Origin of the sequence: Vibrio genomosp. F6, assembly GCF_005146325.1 — a bacterium.
Lineage (GTDB): Bacteria > Pseudomonadota > Gammaproteobacteria > Enterobacterales > Vibrionaceae > Vibrio > Vibrio cortegadensis.
On sequence record NZ_SYUT01000011.1, the window covers coordinates 78,684 to 97,794 of the forward strand.

Annotated in this window: 15 protein-coding genes; 5 read left to right on the forward strand and 10 right to left on the reverse strand. The window is 42.2% G+C overall.

The window, feature by feature from the left end; translation table 11 throughout:
• Window positions 1-18 precede the first annotated feature (18 nt).
• The 3 genes from FCV43_RS02470 to apbC all read right to left on the reverse strand — a co-directional run bounded on the left by FCV43_RS02470 (window position 19) and on the right by apbC (window position 4,230).
• Complete coding sequence (locus FCV43_RS02470) at window positions 19-2,124, reverse strand: AsmA family protein (RefSeq protein ID WP_136993924.1); 2,106 nt, start codon at window positions 2,122-2,124, stop codon at window positions 19-21.
• A gap of 221 nt (window positions 2,125-2,345) precedes the next feature.
• Window positions 2,346-2,987 (reverse strand): uridine kinase, encoded by a 642-nt coding sequence (gene udk, locus FCV43_RS02475; protein ID WP_017051304.1) that lies wholly within the window; start codon window positions 2,985-2,987, stop codon window positions 2,346-2,348.
• Between the two features lie 166 nt (window positions 2,988-3,153).
• A complete protein-coding gene (gene apbC / locus FCV43_RS02480; RefSeq protein ID WP_136993925.1) occupies window positions 3,154-4,230 on the reverse strand; it encodes an iron-sulfur cluster carrier protein ApbC in 1,077 nt (358 codons plus the stop codon).
• Between the two features lie 157 nt (window positions 4,231-4,387).
• Between apbC and metG the strand changes: the two genes are divergently transcribed.
• Window positions 4,388-6,463, forward strand: a complete 2,076-nt coding sequence (metG, locus tag FCV43_RS02485) for a methionine--tRNA ligase (protein WP_136993926.1) — start codon at window positions 4,388-4,390, stop codon at window positions 6,461-6,463.
• A 187-nt stretch (window positions 6,464-6,650) separates the two neighbouring features.
• Here the strand turns inward: metG and fadR are convergent, their stop codons facing one another.
• On the reverse strand, window positions 6,651-7,490 hold the full coding sequence (gene fadR / locus FCV43_RS02490; RefSeq protein ID WP_136993927.1) for a fatty acid metabolism transcriptional regulator FadR: 840 nt from the start codon (window positions 7,488-7,490) through the stop codon (window positions 6,651-6,653).
• 626 nt (window positions 7,491-8,116) lie between these two features.
• On the opposite strand from fadR, the gene nhaB reads away from it, so the two are divergent.
• Together nhaB and dsbB are read left to right on the forward strand one after the other, a co-directional pair.
• Window positions 8,117-9,706 carry a Na(+)/H(+) antiporter NhaB gene (gene nhaB / locus FCV43_RS02495; protein ID WP_017051300.1) on the forward strand — a complete coding sequence of 530 codons (1,590 nt, stop codon included), beginning with the start codon at window positions 8,117-8,119 and terminating at the stop codon, window positions 9,704-9,706.
• A 131-nt stretch (window positions 9,707-9,837) separates the two neighbouring features.
• Window positions 9,838-10,362, forward strand: coding sequence for a disulfide bond formation protein DsbB (dsbB, locus tag FCV43_RS02500; protein WP_113795902.1), 525 nt, complete (start codon window positions 9,838-9,840; stop codon window positions 10,360-10,362).
• A gap of 149 nt (window positions 10,363-10,511) precedes the next feature.
• Here dsbB and FCV43_RS02505 read toward each other — a convergent pair whose 3' ends face one another.
• Window positions 10,512-11,126 (reverse strand): SEC-C metal-binding domain-containing protein, encoded by a 615-nt coding sequence (locus tag FCV43_RS02505; protein ID WP_136993928.1) that lies wholly within the window; start codon window positions 11,124-11,126, stop codon window positions 10,512-10,514.
• Between the two features lie 185 nt (window positions 11,127-11,311).
• Here FCV43_RS02505 and dusC point away from each other — a divergent pair, with 185 nt between their 5' ends.
• On the forward strand, window positions 11,312-12,262 hold the full coding sequence (dusC, locus tag FCV43_RS02510; protein WP_029203227.1) for a tRNA dihydrouridine(16) synthase DusC: 951 nt from the start codon (window positions 11,312-11,314) through the stop codon (window positions 12,260-12,262).
• An 85-nt stretch (window positions 12,263-12,347) separates the two neighbouring features.
• Here dusC and malZ read toward each other — a convergent pair whose 3' ends face one another.
• From malZ to FCV43_RS02535, 5 genes are all read right to left on the reverse strand, one after another.
• Window positions 12,348-14,207, reverse strand: coding sequence for a maltodextrin glucosidase (malZ, locus tag FCV43_RS02515; RefSeq protein WP_136993929.1), 1,860 nt, complete (start codon window positions 14,205-14,207; stop codon window positions 12,348-12,350).
• A 203-nt stretch (window positions 14,208-14,410) separates the two neighbouring features.
• Window positions 14,411-15,205, reverse strand: a complete 795-nt coding sequence (locus tag FCV43_RS02520; protein ID WP_017051295.1) for an ABC transporter ATP-binding protein — start codon at window positions 15,203-15,205, stop codon at window positions 14,411-14,413.
• On the reverse strand, window positions 15,202-16,146 hold the full coding sequence (locus FCV43_RS02525; protein WP_136993930.1) for an ABC transporter permease: 945 nt from the start codon (window positions 16,144-16,146) through the stop codon (window positions 15,202-15,204). The genes FCV43_RS02520 and FCV43_RS02525 overlap by 4 nt, the downstream gene beginning before the upstream one ends.
• A gap of 52 nt (window positions 16,147-16,198) precedes the next feature.
• Window positions 16,199-17,167: an ABC transporter substrate-binding protein gene (locus FCV43_RS02530; protein ID WP_017051293.1), complete on the reverse strand. Its 969-nt coding sequence runs from the start codon at window positions 17,165-17,167 to the stop codon at window positions 16,199-16,201.
• Between the two features lie 254 nt (window positions 17,168-17,421).
• Window positions 17,422-18,300, reverse strand: a complete 879-nt coding sequence (locus FCV43_RS02535; protein ID WP_017051292.1) for a Tim44 domain-containing protein — start codon at window positions 18,298-18,300, stop codon at window positions 17,422-17,424.
• A 208-nt stretch (window positions 18,301-18,508) separates the two neighbouring features.
• Here FCV43_RS02535 and FCV43_RS02540 point away from each other — a divergent pair, with 208 nt between their 5' ends.
• Window positions 18,509-19,099 (forward strand): TetR/AcrR family transcriptional regulator, encoded by a 591-nt coding sequence (locus tag FCV43_RS02540; protein ID WP_017051291.1) that lies wholly within the window; start codon window positions 18,509-18,511, stop codon window positions 19,097-19,099.
• The last annotated feature ends 12 nt before the right edge of the window (window positions 19,100-19,111 follow it).

Here is a 19,111-nt window from a genome sequence, read left to right on the forward strand (position 1 = left end):
TGAATCTGAATAGCTGACTTAATTAAACAGACCTTTCAACAATCCATTGACGGCTTCTTTGGTCTTTTCATCTTTAATTTTATCGGTGAGTTTTTCAACACCACGATCAACTTCTTTCTTAGCTTTCTGTTTTAAAACATCATCAAAAACAAGTTTGAACTTAGGATCTGTCCATTTCCCCGTAATTTTAACAGGGATCGTTACGTCTTTAAGATCATCAATATTTTGGCCACCTTGCCCTTCAAGAGAACCAACAATCGATGTTCTCACTAGAAAGTCAGCCGTCTCGCTAATATAGTTGGCTTTACCTTCACCGTGGATCCGAAGCAGTGGTGATTGCATGTTTAGATTGTTTGTTGAGACTTCACCATTATTCAATGTCAACGTCGCGGTCATCGCACTAAAGTCTGTCTTTTGAGCTTCACTGCCCTCTTTAACTTCTTCACCTTTAATTTTGGCATAGTTAGTACGAATCAATTGAGCCACATTGATCCCATTAACCGCACCGTCTTCAAAGTTAATTTTGATTGTCCCACTAATATTTTTCTTTATGCCCGTTGGCGTTAAGCCTTTGCCTTTTACATCAACGTTGATGTTACCGCTTCCTTCCAACTTATCATTGTTCGCCACATCTTTAAGCAATGGTTGAACTTTAACGCCGATGATTTGTTTTTTGGCACTATAAGTCGCTGGCACTTTACGAGCATCTAATCGGGCGCTTGCTTTAATTGAACCTTGATAAAGGTTTGAGCTAAATGATTGCAGATCAACCACACCACGATTAATAGAAAACGCAGTATTCACACTCTGCATTCGAGCATTGTTCGCTTTAAATTTGTCGATGGTAATCTTGCCTTTAACATCAAGTCCTTTTAATGCACTCAGATCGGGTTCAACTTCAGGCCCTGCTTTCGCTGGGGATGGTTCGTTACCTGCCGAGTCCGTCTTATTGTTACTGTCCGTTGCTTGCCCTAGCCCCAAAAACTCATCTAAATCGATATCTGGACTATGAAGTGCAAAACGTACTTTAGGAATATCAGCAAGCGTAATATTCGCTTTACCATCTAACTGGATTTTATTTAGGGTCAGTTTTTCTAGAACGAAGTCCAAATAACCTTTGTTAATGTCAAAACTAAAGTCTGAGTTCATCTGTATTTTCATTGGCGACTGCGGCAAGCTATCTCCAACAAAAGATGAATCTAGTGTGAGTGACTCAACCGCAAGAAGAGAGACTGCACTATCAATAGAAAATACTGCGTCACCTTTCACATCAAGTGCAAGATCCGCAGCGTTACCTTTAACGCTATAACCTAACGAGTTTGGCTGATCAAATTCAAATCGATCTAACGTGATTCTTGCGTCTTTAATCATATTCACGCCATCATCAAATGTGGCATCAAATGCAATGTCTCTAACCGCATATTCCTTATAGCCTTTAGAAAGCTTAAGCTCAGCTTCTCCTTTGGCTGTAAAATTTTGCTGATTATTTTTACCTTTCGCTTCAAAAAGAATCGATGTCCACTGTTCTGCTTTAAACTCAGACATGCTAAAGCCGACATCATAGAGTTTTGTGTACGTTTTGGCTTTATGATCTTGAATTTCAAGAAGCGCGTTAGTGACTGTAATGCCAGCTAAACCGATAGACCATGCACTGCTAGATGAGGCTGTTGGTTGCTCATCGCTTTGAGCCGGATTCTCATTTGCTACGGTTTCAGAAGGGGCGGTTGAAGAAGTTTGAGTAAGCGCATCAAGGTTAGATTTACCATCACTTAGCGTTTCCAGATGAACTTCAGCGCCATCTAGATAAATATTGCCGATCTTCAGGTGTTGGCTAAACAGTGGCGTCACATCTATTTCAATACCAACGCGGTCTACTTTGAAAAAAGTATCGTTGCTGAACCCTTGTGGATTCTTTAGCTCTGTTTTCCCCATTTCAAAACCAATGGTAGGGAAAAACGTCCAGCCGATATCTCCGGAAATATTAAGTTCCAGTCCGGTCTGTTTTTGTGCTTGTTCAGTAATAAGTGGCTTGAATTGATTTGGATTGACGAATAACACCAGTGCGGCCACTGCAAGAACAATGACGAAAATCGGCACACTAATGAACAACAGTAACTTTTTCATAAGCGTTTTCCTTGATTAATATCCAAAAATAAAGTGGCACATAAAGTGCCACTTATTATATAAAAAATGCAACTTACATTCAGCTTTCATTTTACTCAACTCGTTCAGGTTTAAGACAATTTTCTGTCAACCTAACAAATTGAAATAATGATAACGTCGGTAAGATCACTATAGTTATTTGACTCTATGCAAATGACTGATAGCGACTTCGCTTTAATGACTTAGCTTTTCAGCAACTTAGCGATGTGAGCTTTCAATACGTCGATTGCGATACGGTTCTTACCACCACGAGGCACAATAATATCCGCATGTTGCTTAGACGGCTCAATAAACTGCATAAACATTGGGCGTACTGTTTCTTGATATTGTTTAAGAACAGAGTCCATTGTACGACCACGCTCTTCTACATCACGCTTAACACGGCGTAGTAAACAGATATCTAAAGGTGTGTCCATAAAAATAGTCGCATGCATTAGGCTACGTAGACGTGGATCAGTCAGTAATAAGATACCTTCAAGAATGATCACTTTCTTTGGCGTCAACGTCACTGAATTTTCAGTACGTGTATGCTCAGTGTAGCTGTAATCTGGCACATCTACAGCTTCGCCTTTGATAAGCTGCTCTAAATGCTCACATAGTAGGTCATGATCAAGTGCACTCGGATGATCATAGTTAGTTTTCACTCGCTCTTCCATGCTCAAATGGCTTTGATCATTGTAGTAGCAATCTTCCGTGATAACACCAATTTGATGGTCGCCTACTTTTTCACGTAGCTCATTATAAATGGTGCTCGCGATCAGACTTTTTCCAGAAGCAGAAGCGCCCGCGATACCTACGATGACGCATTGATTATTATCAGACATTATTTGTGCACCCAATACTGTATGGTGATAGGAATAGATAAACCGCCTAATTATAGGGACTTCAGTCAACAGATACTAGTCAGGATGAGACCTAAGTCAGAGTATTTATTGTATTTGTACAATTAAAGACCATATAAAATCCTAAATTAGTGATGCGATCACATTATTAGCTAATCGTCATAACATTAATTGCATCAGGCTTAACTTTTCCCTGCCAAAACAGGCTGCATGCAACTCGATCAGCCAGTAGCTGATATTGCTGCGCATGTTCGCTATCAGGTCTTGATATCACCGTCGGTTTCCCCATGTCGATGTCATTTCTTACATCAATATGCAGTGGTATCTGAGCTAATACTGACAACCCAAATTCCGAGGCCATCTGCGCCGCCCCACCTTGTCCGAATATATGTTCTTTTGCACCACACTGACTACAGATATGATAGCTCATATTTTCGACGACACCGACAACAGGTACATGCACCTTATCAAACATCGCCACACCTTTTTGTGCATCGGCTAATGCTAAGTCTTGTGGTGTTGTAACGATCACAGCACCTGTCACTGGTATTTGTTGAGATAAAGTGAGTTGAATATCTCCTGTACCCGGTGGCATATCGATCACCAAGTAATCGAGCTCTGGCCACTCTGTCTCATTTAGCAATTGAGCTAATGCTTTCGATGCCATTGGTCCACGCCAGATTGCCGCCTCATTTTTATCAACCAAGTAGCCAATTGAGTGAGTATAAATGCCAAATGCTTCTATCGGCTGCATCCACTTGTTATCACGAACACTTGGCTTTGCATCTACCTTACCGATCATCATTGGGACTGAGGGTCCATAGATATCCGCATCCAGTAAACCAATTTTTGCGCCACTGGTTGCCAGTGATAGTGCAAGGTTGACCGCAGTGGTCGATTTCCCTACCCCGCCTTTGGCAGAAGAAACAGCAATAATATTTTTGACCCCTTTTATACTTTGAGGCACTTCTGTCTCTAATGACTTAACTACGCAAGAAACCGTATATTCAAAAGGTGCCACATTCTTCTGTTCTTGCTCGCCAGCGATCCATGAGACTAAAGAGCGCTGAAGCGTTTGAGACGCAAATGGAATTGCGATATCAAACGTTCCTGTCGCTTTCACCGAGACAATACCCGCGGTACTTGCCCAATTTTCAATCAGCAGTGGATGCTGATACTGATTCAACCAATCACAGAAATCTTGTTTACTCGTAAACTGACGCATATAAGCTCCTTTTTTATTTATGCTACCACCTCATTGATTTTGACAGAACCCTAAAAAAACTAAGGTATTACTCACTCTCATGCCTTGGAGTCAGGCGGCGCATAAGGTAATATCAACAATCAATTTTTATCCCTATCTAGTAAAGCGAATATTAAGTATGGCAACTGACCCAAAAAACGTTTCTTCAAGGAAACTGCTGGTAACTTGTGCCCTTCCGTACGCTAACGGTTCTATCCACCTAGGTCATATGCTTGAACACATCCAAGCTGACATTTGGGTACGTTACCAACGCTTACGTGGCAACACTGTAAACTTCATCTGTGCTGACGACGCTCACGGCACGCCAATTATGCTTAAAGCGCAACAGATGGGTATTACTCCAGAAGAGATGATCGCAGCAGTCAGCGAAGAGCATCAAAAAGACTTCGCAGGTTTTGATATCAGCTTTGATAATTATCACAGCACTCACAGTGAAGAGAACCGCGAGCTTGCATCTCATATCTACCTTGAGCTGAAGAAAAACGGTTTTATCTCTAGCCGCACGATTTCTCAGTTATTCGATCCTGAAAAAGAGATGTTCCTTCCTGACCGTTTCGTGAAAGGTACATGTCCGAAATGTAAATCTGAAGATCAGTATGGCGATAACTGCGACAACTGTGGTGAAACTTACAGCCCAACAGAACTGATTGAACCTAAATCAGCAGTTTCTGGTGCAACACCTGTAATGAAAGATTCAGAACACTTCTTCTTCGATCTTCCTCAATTTGAGAGCATGCTTAAAGAGTGGACTCGTTCAGGTTCTCTTCAAACTGAAACTGCAAACAAGATGCAAGAGTGGTTTGAGTCTGGCTTGCAACAGTGGGATATCTCCCGCGATGCGCCATACTTTGGTTTTGAAATTCCAGGTGAAAAAGACAAGTTCTTCTACGTGTGGCTAGATGCTCCGATTGGCTACATGGGTTCATTTAAAAACCTATGTAACAAACGTGATGACCTTGATTTTGATGAGTACTGGAACAAAGACAGCAAAACTGAACTGTACCACTTCATCGGTAAAGACATTGTTTACTTCCACAGTCTGTTCTGGCCTGCAATGCTTGAAGGCTCTGGTTTTCGTAAGCCAAATAACGTATTCGTTCACGGTTACGTAACGGTAAACGGTGCGAAAATGTCTAAGTCAAAAGGCACATTCATCAAAGCGGGTACTTACCTAAATCACTTAGATCCAGAATGCCTACGTTATTACTATGCTGCGAAGCTTAACAGCCGTATTGACGATCTAGACTTGAATCTTGAAGACTTCACACAACGTGTAAACTCTGATGTTGTAAACAAGATCGTTAACCTTGCATCTCGTAACGCTGGTTTTATTACTAAGCGTTTTGAAGGCAAACTGGCGGACAACTTTGCAGAACCTGAGCTTTACGCTGAATTTGTAGCGGCTTCTGAGCGCATTGCTGAACTTTACGAAACTCGTGAATTTAGCCGTGCTATTCGCGAAATTACAGCGCTTGCTGATAAAGCGAACCAATACATTGATGAAAAAGCCCCTTGGGTTCTAGCGAAGCAAGAAGGTAAAGAGCAGGAGCTACAAGAAGTTTCTTCTGTTGGTATCAACTTGTTCCGCGTACTGATGGCATACCTCAAACCAGTAATGCCAGAGCTTGCTGCTCGCACTGAAGCGTTTTTAAACGAAACGTTGACGTGGGAATGTATTGCACAACCGCTAACTTCTCATGAAATCACTAAGTTCAAAGCTCTATTTGCTCGTATTGATCCGAAGAAAGTAGAAGCGATGGTTGAAGCATCAAAAGCAGATGCTGCTGTTGAAATTGCAGCGAAAGAGAAAGCGGAAGCAGAAAAGAACAAAGCAAACCAAACCGAGCTAGACAAAGAGCCAATCGCTGATGAGATTGAGTTCGATGCATTCGCTGCGGTTGATATGCGTATTGCTCGTATTATCTCTTGCGAAGAAGTACCAAAGGCAAACAAACTGCTTAAGTTCCAACTGGACATCGGCGGTGAAACCCGCCAGGTATTCTCTGGCATTAAGTCAGCGTACAAACCTGAAGAGCTTGAAGGAAAGCTAACCGTAATGGTTGCTAACCTAAAACCTCGTAAGATGAAGTTCGGAATGTCAGAAGGCATGATCCTAGCCGCAGGCCCTGGTGGCAGCGATCTGTGGATCCTTGAGCCACATGAAGGCGCACAGCCTGGCATGCGTGTAATGTAATCACGCTGGAGGGCTTGGTCCACATCTAAGCCGTACCAAATAAAAAGCCAGTATCTGATTGAGATACTGGCTTTTTTATAACTATTCAAACGCTACAATGCGCTTTAAAATCATACGCTTTGTAAATACAGTGTGTTGACCTTTCTGGTACAAATTCGAAAGAAATCAAACAGTGCGATTGGGATTCTTAGCTATCATCTTCTGTGAAGTTGGTTGGTAACGTTTTTTTCATCTCGTTCCAAATATATCCACTTTCAAGACCATACTGTCTAATTAAGGCTGGCAGTTGATCGCGTTCGTCGCTTTGACAAATCTCAAGAAGCTCGCGGTAGAATTTCAGCGCTAGCTGACGTGATTGAGGGCAAGAGAAGTAGTAACTGCCAATGCGATCATATAGCTTCTTCACACCATTAAAAATCAAGCCATAAACTTGGTTCCCGGAATGGAAGGCTAAACGCTGAAACAGCATGTAATCATAGAAATTGAACGTTTTCGCCATCAAGATAACCTGACGTTTCTGTTCATCTTTTTCGTTGTCATCTTTAATGCTTTGCTTAATTTTGTCGGCGTATGGAGAAGACTCAACAAACGCATCCCAAGATTCAGCAGCAAGCAGACTTTCACATGATTCAATCACATTTTGAATCGTACGTTCGGAACTTTCTTTATTCACTTTAAACGCATAGCGCATGAAAATCGGACTGATATTAGAGCGAGCCGCCAAAAGATCTTCCACAATACTTGTCGCATTGTCGCTATCAAGGGAAATCAAAGTATCAAGAATATGCAAACCTGATGTTTCCATGAACTGGTTTACTTTAGTTGGTTTACCGTGCTGGATAGTCAGCCAACCATCACGAGCTAAACGCTGTAAAACTTCACGTAAGGTGGTTCGTGTCACTCCAATTAATTCAGATAACTCACGCTCTGCGGGTAGAATTGAACCCGGTGGAAAGCGGCCATTCCAGATGCTCTCGATAATGTACTTTTCTGCAAAGCCGGCAGGGCTTTTTGCCTTAATGACCATTTATATTGGTATCCGATTATAATTTTTTATATTGATAGACTCATCATACCACTAGTTTTATGTCAGCGGAAACTTCTCTCAGTGAATCGTAAGCACAAAAACATTTAGAGTACAAACTCTAATATAATTTAGAGCCTTACAATTTTTTAAGTCCAGAGAAAGATTTTGCCACTCCCCCTTAAATACACAAAATCGACAAATTAACCGATATATTAGTCACATTTGTCAAATCTCAATCTGCAATGTAATTTTGTAAAAATCTCCCTTAGAGATAGCTTTAAATATCTTTTTTGAATGCTTAATTACGATTATGATACCCATGCGCTATTTTCATAAACATCTATAGAAGCACACACTACTCTGATCGCGTTTTTTAACAAAAATTGCCTTTATATCGTACGTCGGTACAATTCTTGTTGACTAAATGTTATCTAAGAGTAGAGTTGCGTGCGAAGCAAGGAGTGCTTGTAATTACTAGGAAGTGACTTGGCAAAATTACATAATAAACCATAGCGTTGTTATTTTTCTAAGTCGCTGTTTTATAATGGATATCTAATACAGCTCCGTTATATGAATTTCAAACACTTTTGCAATGTCTATTCATTACTAACATTAAGAGTATTAACATGCCGATGTCACTCGGAAATGCGTTTATCAAGAACTTCCTTGGTAAAGCACCTGATTGGTATAAACTTGCCATCATTGCCTTTCTTATTATAAACCCATTCGTTTTTTTCTATGTCGACCCGTTTACTGCTGGTTGGTTGCTCGTTGTAGAGTTTATCTTTACGCTTGCAATGGCACTAAAATGCTACCCTTTACAACCTGGTGGGTTACTTGCAATTGAAGCAATAGCCATCGGAATGACAAGCCCTGAACAAGTTAAACACGAACTTGTTGCCAATATTGAAGTACTACTATTGCTGATCTTTATGGTTGCCGGTATTTACTTCATGAAACAGCTACTTCTGTTCATTTTCACCAAAATCCTACTTGGTATTCGCTCTAAAGCAATGCTCGCTGCTGCCTTCTGTTTTGCAGCCGCTTTCTTATCAGCATTCTTAGACGCACTAACCGTGATTGCCGTCGTAATCAGCGTAGCTGTAGGTTTCTACTCGATTTATCACAAAGTTGCTTCTGGGCAAGGAACTAACTCAGCGCATGATCATACGAAAGATGAGCATTTTTCTGAGCTGACTCGTGACGATTTAGAAAATTACCGTTCATTTTTGCGCTCACTTCTAATGCATGCTGGTGTTGGTACTGCCCTAGGTGGTGTAACCACAATGGTTGGAGAACCTCAAAACCTAATCATTGCCGATCAAGCGGGTTGGTTATTTGGTGAGTTCCTGATTCGTATGTCTCCAGTGACGGTACCAGTATTCATTTGCGGTATTATCACTTGTATCCTAGTAGAGAAACTAAAAGTCTTCGGTTACGGCGCAGAACTGCCAGATAACGTACGTAAGATTCTAGTCGACTTTGATACAGCAGAGCGTAAGAGCCGCACTAATCAGGACGTAGCAAAACTTTGGATTCAAGGCGCGATTGCGGTCTGGCTAATTGTTGGTCTAGCGATGCACTTAGCTGCCGTTGGTCTTATCGGCCTTTCTGTTATCATCCTTGCCACTGCATTTACTGGCGTGATTGAAGAACACTCTTTAGGAAAAGCATTCGAAGAAGCACTTCCGTTCACCGCTTTACTTGCGGTTTTCTTCTCGATTGTTGCTGTAATCATCGACCAAGAACTCTTTAAGCCAATCATCGACTCAGTACTTGCCGTTGAAGATAAAGGAACGCAACTGGCGCTTTTCTATCTCGCAAACGGTTTGCTCTCTATGGTGTCGGATAACGTGTTCGTAGGAACGGTATACATCAACGAAGTGAAGACAGCGTTAGTTGAAGGGTTAATCAACCGAGATCAATTTGATTTACTTGCGGTTGCCATTAATACAGGCACTAACTTACCTTCAGTTGCAACGCCAAATGGTCAAGCTGCATTCCTATTCCTACTAACGTCAGCGATAGCACCACTTATTCGTTTGTCGTACGGACGAATGGTCATAATGGCACTTCCATATACGGTTGTATTAGCTGTTGTTGGTTTGGTCGGTATCGTGTTCTTCTTAGAACCATCCACAGCTTATTTTTACGATGCAGGTTGGATTTCTCACCATATTCCATCCGCAACATCGGCAGTTTCAGGTGGTCACTAAATTTTTTAGTTGATTACGAAACTAATCCAAGATAAAAAGCTCTGAGTATTCAGGGCTTTTTCATTTTTGGTCCGTTCCATTTTTTCGATCAGACCAAATTCAAGTAACTTAAGTATAGAAGGATATTATTTGTGAATGCTCTTGCCGCTATTAAGGCTTTCTCTGCACGCAGACTGTCTTGGCTTCTCTTACTGATCTTTATCGTTTTTTTCGAAGCATGCGCACTGTTCTTCCAACATGTTGTTATGCTATCCCCATGTGTAATGTGTATTTATGAAAGAGTTGCCATGATGGGGATTGGTGGTGCTGCATTATTAGGATTAATCAATCCATCAAATCCTATTATTCGCTGGTTAGGACTGGCGGCCTGGGGGGCAAGCGCCTACAAAGGGTTAGCGTTAGCGATGCAACATGTGGATTATCAATTTAACCCTTCTCCCTTCGCAACTTGTGACCTCTTTGTCACCTTCCCTGACTGGGCTCCATTAAACCAATGGGTTCCGTGGATGTTTGAAGCTTATGGGGATTGCAGTGAAGTCGTTTGGCAATTTTTAACGTTATCAATGCCGCAATGGCTCGTTATCATTTTTGCAGGTAATTTAGTGGCCCTTGCCATCATTATCCTTGCACAATTTGTTAAGCAGCCAAAAGCTTAACTCTTTGCAGATAGCTCTTAATTTGTAGATAGCTCTTAGTTTGTAGATAGTTCTTAATGTAAAAAGCTCATTACGCTTCAGCGCCACTAAGTCGTGCTGGCTAGCGTAATGAGCCCTTTCTTTAATCGATATGGCTATTTACTGCAACGCTACTTATTACTGCAACATTGCTTAAATTTCTTCCCACTGTTGCATGGGCAAGGATCATTGCGACCAATTCCCTTAAATGGGTTAACTATCTGTGATTTATTGCCAAGCATCGCTTCATCTGCTGCAAGCGCTACTTCTACCACCATGACATCCAATTGATCAGTAAAATCGGCAAGTGCAGGGACTTGATCAAAACCAGCCTCTTTCATCTGCTGTTGTGTCTGCTCTTCATCAATCGCCAACATTAGAGTGGTTAGGAATGCCTGCAACATGCGCATACTCCCCTCACCAATGTTTGCCTCTTCCCACTGTGTCTCAATCACAGGCCATACATTCATGAAGCCTTCAGCGAAGTCCGCTAAATTGTCAGAGAAGTCACCATCATTAAGTAACTGTGTTAATTCAAACTCGCTACGCTGAAGTAAGTTGTGCTGTTTATTAATCTGCTCCACAACGACGGTTTTCACCGTATTTAGCTCTTCACCAAGCAGCGGCTGTAACCAAACTTCAGGATCAAGAGGTTTAGTGGCTAGGTTACTCGCAAAAATCGCACCTTCTAAATACACACTTGAAAGAGGAAAATCTGTGTCGGGTAATGTCAGTAATTGATACATGTCTTGTTTAACTTTTTAAAGATACCATTTGCGAAACATTATAAACGTCTCTGCCTATTTTGTTAGCCGTTTATTTGATAATAGCCATTATCACAGTACCTCCTAATAGAGACGCCTTCAGATCTAGTGACATTTCGAGCTCTAACCACTACAATCGCGCCTCTTTATTTAGTCGGCGGTTGGTTATGCGAGTGATACTGGGCCCTATGGAGGGCGTGTTAGACCATTTAATGCGTGAAATTCTTACAGAGATTAATGATTACGATCTCTGTGTCACCGAATTTGTGCGGATTGTCGATCAACTGCTGCCAGAACATGTGTTTCACCGTTTGTGTCCTGAATTGCTTCAAGGCTCTCAAACTCAATCTGGCGTGCCTGTACATATTCAATTACTTGGTCAAGAGCCTAATTGGATGGCGGAAAATGCAATTAGAGCGGCGGAGCTTGGCGCGAAAGGCATCGATCTTAACTTTGGTTGCCCTGCAAAAATGGTGAATAAAAGTAAGGGCGGAGCAGCATTACTGCAACATCCTGAACTCATGTATCAAGTAATCAAAGCTTGCCGAGAAGCCGTACCTGCCCACATTCCAGTCACCGCTAAAATTCGATTAGGTTGGGAAGATCCTGAAGACTGTTTTGAAATTGTTGATGCCATTGAGCAAGCTGGAGCCAACGAATTAACCGTCCATGCACGTACTAAATCAGGTGGTTACCAAGCAAGCGAAATAAAATGGGAATACATCAATAAGATTCGAGAAAAAACGAGTTTACCTTTAATTGCGAATGGCGAAATTTGGAACTATCAAGATGGCCAAGCTTGCAAAGCAGCAACCGGAGTTGATTCATTGATGGTATGCCGCGGAGCTTTTAACATCCCAAACCTAGGCAATGTGGTTAAACATAACCATCCGAGAATGCCGTGGCCTGAAGTCGTTAACTTGTTACTTCGCTATTCAGAATTTGAAATTCAGGGTGATAAAGGCCTGTACTATCCAAATAGGGCAAAACAGTGGTTTGCTTATTTACGTAAAGAGTACGATCAAGCAGATGAACTGTTTAGAGAGATTCGAACGTTCAAAAAGGCAGCGCCAATTGTCGAACACATTCAACGCTATAGAGATGCTTTACCAGCGTAATTTACCCCTCACGTTCCGTATGAACCTATCGCTGATCTAGCAAAAAGCCGGTGTCAGCGATATGGCTCTGTATTTCGAGATTCGTTTATTTAACGTTAGATATGTGTTCCAACTTGATGATCTGAGACTCTTGTGGTGATAGCGCTAATCGGAGTTCTCCGCCATCAATATCGCAATCTTGCTTTTCAGTCAGCAGGCTCATTGCTTTACCTCCTTCAAACCCCAACTGCCAAGCAGGCAGGACTAACTCCAACTCCTCATCACTCAGGTTAACTGCGACAAGAATCGTTTCTTGTTCCAACACTCTGGCAAACACAAAGCTCTTTTCATCCACATGCAAAGGATGTAACCAGCCCTTTTGTAGTGCATGACTTGATGTTCTCAAGTGAATTAAAGATTGGTAATAACTAAACCACGGCGAATTTTCGACCTCCCCCCAAGGGAAACAACGGCGATTATCAGGATCATTGCCCCCTTCAAGCCCGATCTCAGTGCCATAATATAGACACGGAGCACCCACATAAGTCATCAATAGTGTTGATGCGATCTTCATCAATGCTTGATCACCGTTGACCAGGGAAATGAACCTCGCGGTGTCATGACTATCCATTTGGTTTAACTGTGTCAGTTGGTTAGCCCAAGGTAATTTGGCTTTAGCCTCCAGCAGCCAGTCAACAAAATCACAAGCATCGATATCAATGGGATCGTAGCTAATATCTTGTTTGGCAAGTAGCGCTCTTAATGGGTGTGCGAAACCATAATAGTTCATCGACCCATCTTCCTGATCCCCTTGCAACCAAGAGCTCGCTTCGAAGAAATGCTCTCCTAGCACATAAGCATCATTGTTCTCTTGCTTGGATGCTTTTCTAAATTCTTGAACATAGTGAGCGTTATTTTTCGCGCCCTCACCCTCTCCAAGCATATGGATCACATCAAATCGCCACCCATCAACGTTATAAGGACTGCGTAGCCAATGCTTGATCACCGCGTCATCCGATTGATAGATGTAATCTTTCACCAGTTGATTTTCGAAGTTCAAAACAGGCAAGTTGCTTACGCCTTTCCAACCGATATACTCTTTCGACTCTCCCTGAAAGAAATAGTAATCCCGATAAGGTGACTCTGGATGATGAAAAGCACCACACTCGGTCTTGCCACTTTTATCAAACCAAGGATGTTCAGCTGACGTATGATTGAATACGGCATCCAGCACAATTTTCATCTCTCTCTGATGGATATTGGCTGTCAGAGAGGCAAATTGTTGATTTGTACCAAGGTGCGGATCGATATTGAAATAATCCGTTGTGTCATATTTGTGATTACTCAGCGAACTGAAAACTGGATTCAGATAGATCGAAGTGATTCCTAGATCCTGCAAATAATCGAGCTTACTTTCAATACCGGCAAGATCACCGCCATAGAACTCAATTCCCCCTTCTCCTGGTTGAAGGCTCACAGGCTCTCCCCAAGATTTCGCGATAACGTCACGAGTGCCATTTTTGACTTGGTATTCACCGGTGACAATATTAAGAGCAGGATCTTGATTACAAAAACGATCCGGGAAAATTTGATAAAAAACTTGTTTACTCACCCACTCTGGAGGTTGTTGAGTCGCGTTGTATTTAAAATGAAACTCTTTTGCAGGAATCCGCTTACTGACGCCTTTCGCATCTAGCCAATACTGCTGAGTGCCGATAACAACTTTAAATACGTAGTGAGTAAGTGGGCGATCTTTATTGATGACAAACGTCGCTTCCCAGCATTGAAGCCGACCTTGGCGATGGGTTTTATGCAGATCAACAAGGTACTCCTCATTGTCAGGTTCATGTCTGACTTGAACTTTATCGAACTCAATAGCTTCCGTTTTGAAAACAACGGTGAGTAGATCATTGTCGCAACTCAAACCATCAGTAGTTTGAGCGTGGTAGAGAAATGGCGTATTCATAAGCATCCCACATGTCTGTTTTTTCCCATTTTAAAACATGTACAGATAAGAAAAATCCCCCTTCTCGTTTTCAAAAATCGTTAAAAACTGAAAGGGGGATCACATTTAGTAGGCTGAGCTAGAGGGCGTAGCGCCGATAACATCAGCTTTGACTAATTAATAAGCTTTGGTTGAGTTACAAGCTTTAGGTTGAACAATAAGATCTAATTGAGCAACAAGCTATCATCAGCCAACTCTTCGCCCCGGACTTTAGTAAACATTTCTAGTAGATCGGGGACTTGCATATTGGCACGTTGCTCACCAGCAACATCAAGTACAATTTCGCCTTGATGAAGCATTACCGTACGGTCACCGCACGCCAATGCATCTTTCATTGAGTGAGTAACCATCATGACGGTTAGATTAAATTCTTTAACTATTTTCTTTGTTAAATCAATAATAAACGCAGCCATGCGTGGGTCGAGCGCCGCCGTATGCTCATCAAGCAACAATAGCTTACTATCTGACAGAGTCGCCATAACCAAGCTAACAGCCTGGCGTTGCCCTCCAGACAATAATCCAATGTTATCACCTAAACGATCTTCTAAACCTAAACCAAGAATACTGATTCGCTCTTGAAAAAGTTTACGGCGCTTTGAAGAGAGAGAAAGATTCCAACCTCGACGCTTTCCTCGCATATACGCGAGCGCCATATTCTCTTCAATGGTGAGATCACCACAAGTTCCCGCTAAAGGATCTTGAAACACACGAGCACATTGAGTCGCTCTCTGGTCGACCGTTTTTCGGGTAACGTCTAACTCATCAATGATAACGTTTCCTCCGATCATCGGTGTTTCACCCGTTACCGCCCCTAGCAGGGTCGATTTACCCGCACCATTCGAACCAATCACAGTGAGGAACTGATGCTCAGGTACTTCGAGGTCAACCCCTCTCAACGCTCGGTTTTCTAATATCGTTCCAGGGTTAAACGTGACCTGAATATCTTCTAAACGAATCATACCGCCTCCCCTGATGATTTACTTGACTCTGTTCGTGCCTCGATCTTTATCGGCTTACTGAACTTTTTTGCTTTCAGCTTCCCTTTCATTTTTGGTGCAATCAGCGCCGCGGCAACAAGTACAGCTGTGACTAAGTTTAAATCTGATGCTTGTAGACCAAACATTCCTGAACTCAACGCGAAAGCTACGGCTAAACGATACAAAACAGAACCGACAATAACAGCAACCACAGCCATCCAAATCTTACGACTTGGTATGAGTGTCTGCCCCAAAATCACAGCCGCTAAACCGACAACAATGGTTCCTACGCCAGAAGTGACATCAGCGAAGCTATTGGTTTGAGCAAATAGCGCACCCGCGAAACCCACGAAGCCATTCGATAGCGCTAAACCAAAGTAAGTGTAAAACGAGGTGCTTCCCCCCTGTGCTGACACCATTCGCGAGTTCACACCTGTCGCTCTTAGTCCTAAACCAAAATCACTATTAAGCAATCGGATAACAAACCAAGCGGAAAACAAGACAAGAACACCAACGACTAATGGCCGGACATACATTGAATCTCCCATCGCTTCAAAAGGCGTTAAAATTGTATCCTCACCAAGCAAAGCCATGTTTGGGCGACCCATGATCCTAATATTGATAGAAAACGCTGCAATCATAGTCAAAATAGAGGCGAGCAGATGCAAAATTCCACACTTTATCGCCAAAAAGGCAGTCACCCAGCCCGTCATTGACCCTGCAACGATCGCCATTCCCGTCGCAACCCACGGATCAATTCCCGCCACAATAGCAGTAGCAGCAACCGCAGCACCCATAGGAAAACTACCATCGACACTTAAATCGGGGAAGTCTAAAACTCGAAATGTTAGGTAGACACCTAACGCGACTAGGCCATAGATAAGACCTATTTCAATCGCGCCAAAAAACGCAAAAGCAGACATAAATTCTCCTTTTCTGCTTTAAGCGTGGCGATAATTCACCACGCTTAACTCCTTATTTTAGAACTTTCGTCGCTCGATCTAAGACTGAATTAGGAATGACCATACCCAATTTTTTTGCCGCGCCTGCATTAATGACTAAGTCAGAACCTTTTGCCACTTTCACATCAAGTGAACCTGGATCTTGACCTTCAAGAATAGCAACGACGTAATCAGATGTTTGTACACCAATTTGGTAATAATCAAAGCCTAAGCTCGCAACAGCACCGCGTTCAACATAAGAAGTTGCGGCTCCAAAAACAGGTGTTTTCGCTTGATTTGCAGCTACAATCATCCCTTCGATCGCACTTGCCACTGTATTATCAATCAGTGCATACAGCACATCAGATTTAGCTGAAATAGCTTGTGTCGCCGACTGCACATCTGCACTTCGTAATGCTGTCGCTTCAACCAGTTCGATGCCATGTTTATCAGTACTCGCTTTTAACAGCTCCATCAAGCTGACAGCATTTGCCTCACCAGGGTTGTAAACCACGCCAATAGATTTAACTGTCGGCATGAGCTCTTTGATTAATGCCACGTGTTGTTCAACAGGTGATAAATCAGAGAGACCCGTAACGTTTTTCCCTGGTTTCTCTAACTTTCTAACCAATTTGGCACCGACAGGATCAGTCACCGCAGTAAACACAACAGGTATCGAGCGAGTGGCAGAGACAAGAGCTTGAGCAGTCGGAGTCGCGATGCCCACTAAAACATCAGGGCTTTCACCGACGAACTGCCGTGCAATTTGAACAGCAATTGCCGGGTTTCCTTGAGCCGTTTTAAAATCAAATTCTAAATTTTTACCTTGTTCATAACCTTTGGCTTTTAATCCATCAAGTAAGCCTTGGCGTGTTGCATCTAATGCTGGGTGTTCAACAATTTGTGATACCGCGACTTTCGCTGTTTTAGCTAAAAGGCTGGTTGAAGATAGTAGTGCAGCTCCAGCGAGGAATGCAGTAACAATGATCTGATTTGCTTTCATCTTAACTCCTTGATTTAAGCAACGTTGTAATAGGATGTTGTGATTTTGGTACTTTTTATAATATAAACTGTGCGCTTTTTGCGCATCTACCAGTATTATTACCAGTTAGTTAGCTGAAAGGGAAGTTAGATTTAACAAAAAATCAACAAGCGGAATGTCTAATCTATTTTATTGGAAAGTCACAGGTATAAAAAAGCGCCTAGCAAATTCATGCTAGACGCTTAAATGATTGTGTTGTCGAGCTACAATATCACCTAGCCTTGGATACCAACGATAAGCCAAGGGGCATTCGATGTTGTTAAGTCACGTTCTAAGTGCCAAACATCTTCGATGCTCTCTTCAATGCCTTCTGAAGCATCACGGTATCGGCCACTAAATTGCAAACTTAGTTGAGCCTTAGATGAGTCATAATCTGCACGAACAATCTCGGCGTCTACATACATAACGTCTGTATGTTGCTCACCTTCTAATTTTGCACGCTCAGATTTAAGATCTTCAAACAAGCTTGCTGATACATACTCTTCAATCGTATGCAATTCATTATGATTCCATGCACCCTGTAACGTTCTGTAGTGCTCGCGAGAACCATTGATAAATGCAACTTGATCAAAACCTGGTGGGTAGTTGTGCGGGATATCACTTTGCGCAACATTTCCAAAACCGCCACCATTGGATTGAGTTTGTTCAAAATTATGTACGTTCGGCTGCTGTTCAAACTTCTGAGAGTGAGCGCCTCCGAAGGCTTCCTGCCTTTGATGCTGATTCATAGAGCCTTGCTTTGCACCAAGCATACCTCGCATAAGTTTGAAGATGACAAATGCAATCAAGCCCATGATCAGGATATCCATAAATTGGATCCCTTCAAAAGCACCACCAAAGAAAGCGGCCAACAGGCCTCCAGCTAACAGACCACCCAATAAACCGCCCATCAAGCCTTTCTTACTTGAACTCTTAGCCGCGGTTTTGCCCGTTTGATCTTGCTTCAGCGTATTCGTATTTTGTTGTTTAGGAGCAGGAGCGGTTTTAAAGCTCTTACCGAATGACTTGCCACCACCAAATTTCTTAGCTTCAGCGATTGGCGTTATAGCCACTGATACCATCAATAGTGCTACAAGCGAAAAAAAACGTTTCATGTTTATCCTTAGGTTTCTATCTTGCCTATCTCGCAATCATACTCGTTAACTATACACAATGAAATATTCAACCTATGCTGGACATGTATCAGAATATTGCGACACCACACAAATCACACCGTTTTTATTAAGATAATCATAGGTGCTTGTTGACGCCTATCCAACAGCTGACTAGTATATTGAACGTTGTTCATTTAAGAAGTTAATCATGGCACGTAGAAACGATCACACCCGAGAACAGTTAGTTAGCCTCACGTTAGATACCGTAAAAGCTTTTTTAGAAGAAAATACGCATCACGAGCTGAGTTTAAGAAAAGTAGCAAATATGATTGGCTACGTTCCAAGCACCTTAGTCAATGTGTTTGGCAACTATAATCTATTGCTGCTACATGCCATTGCACAAACACTAGATGAGCTATCCGAACAAGCGAAAACTGTTGTCTCTAAAACAACCAACTCTAAAGATGCACTTTATGAGCTCGCCTTTTGCTATCATGATTTCGCGCAGCAACACCCTTATCGTTGGCAGTTAATTTTCCAACATAATATGAATGGTGATCAGTTACCTGAATGGCAAGCTGAACGTATTGATAATATGACTGGAATGCTTGAGTCGCTGCTTGCTGAGCTAGCGCCTTCTCGCTCAAAACAAGAAGTACTACAAGCAAGTCGAGTACTATGGTCTGGCGTACACGGAATTACACTACTCAGTGTTGATGACAAATTCTTTTCCTCTGAACCAATTGATGGTAAAGAACTTATTAATAACCTAATCTCAAATTACCTGATGAACTGGTAATTCAAAGGATAC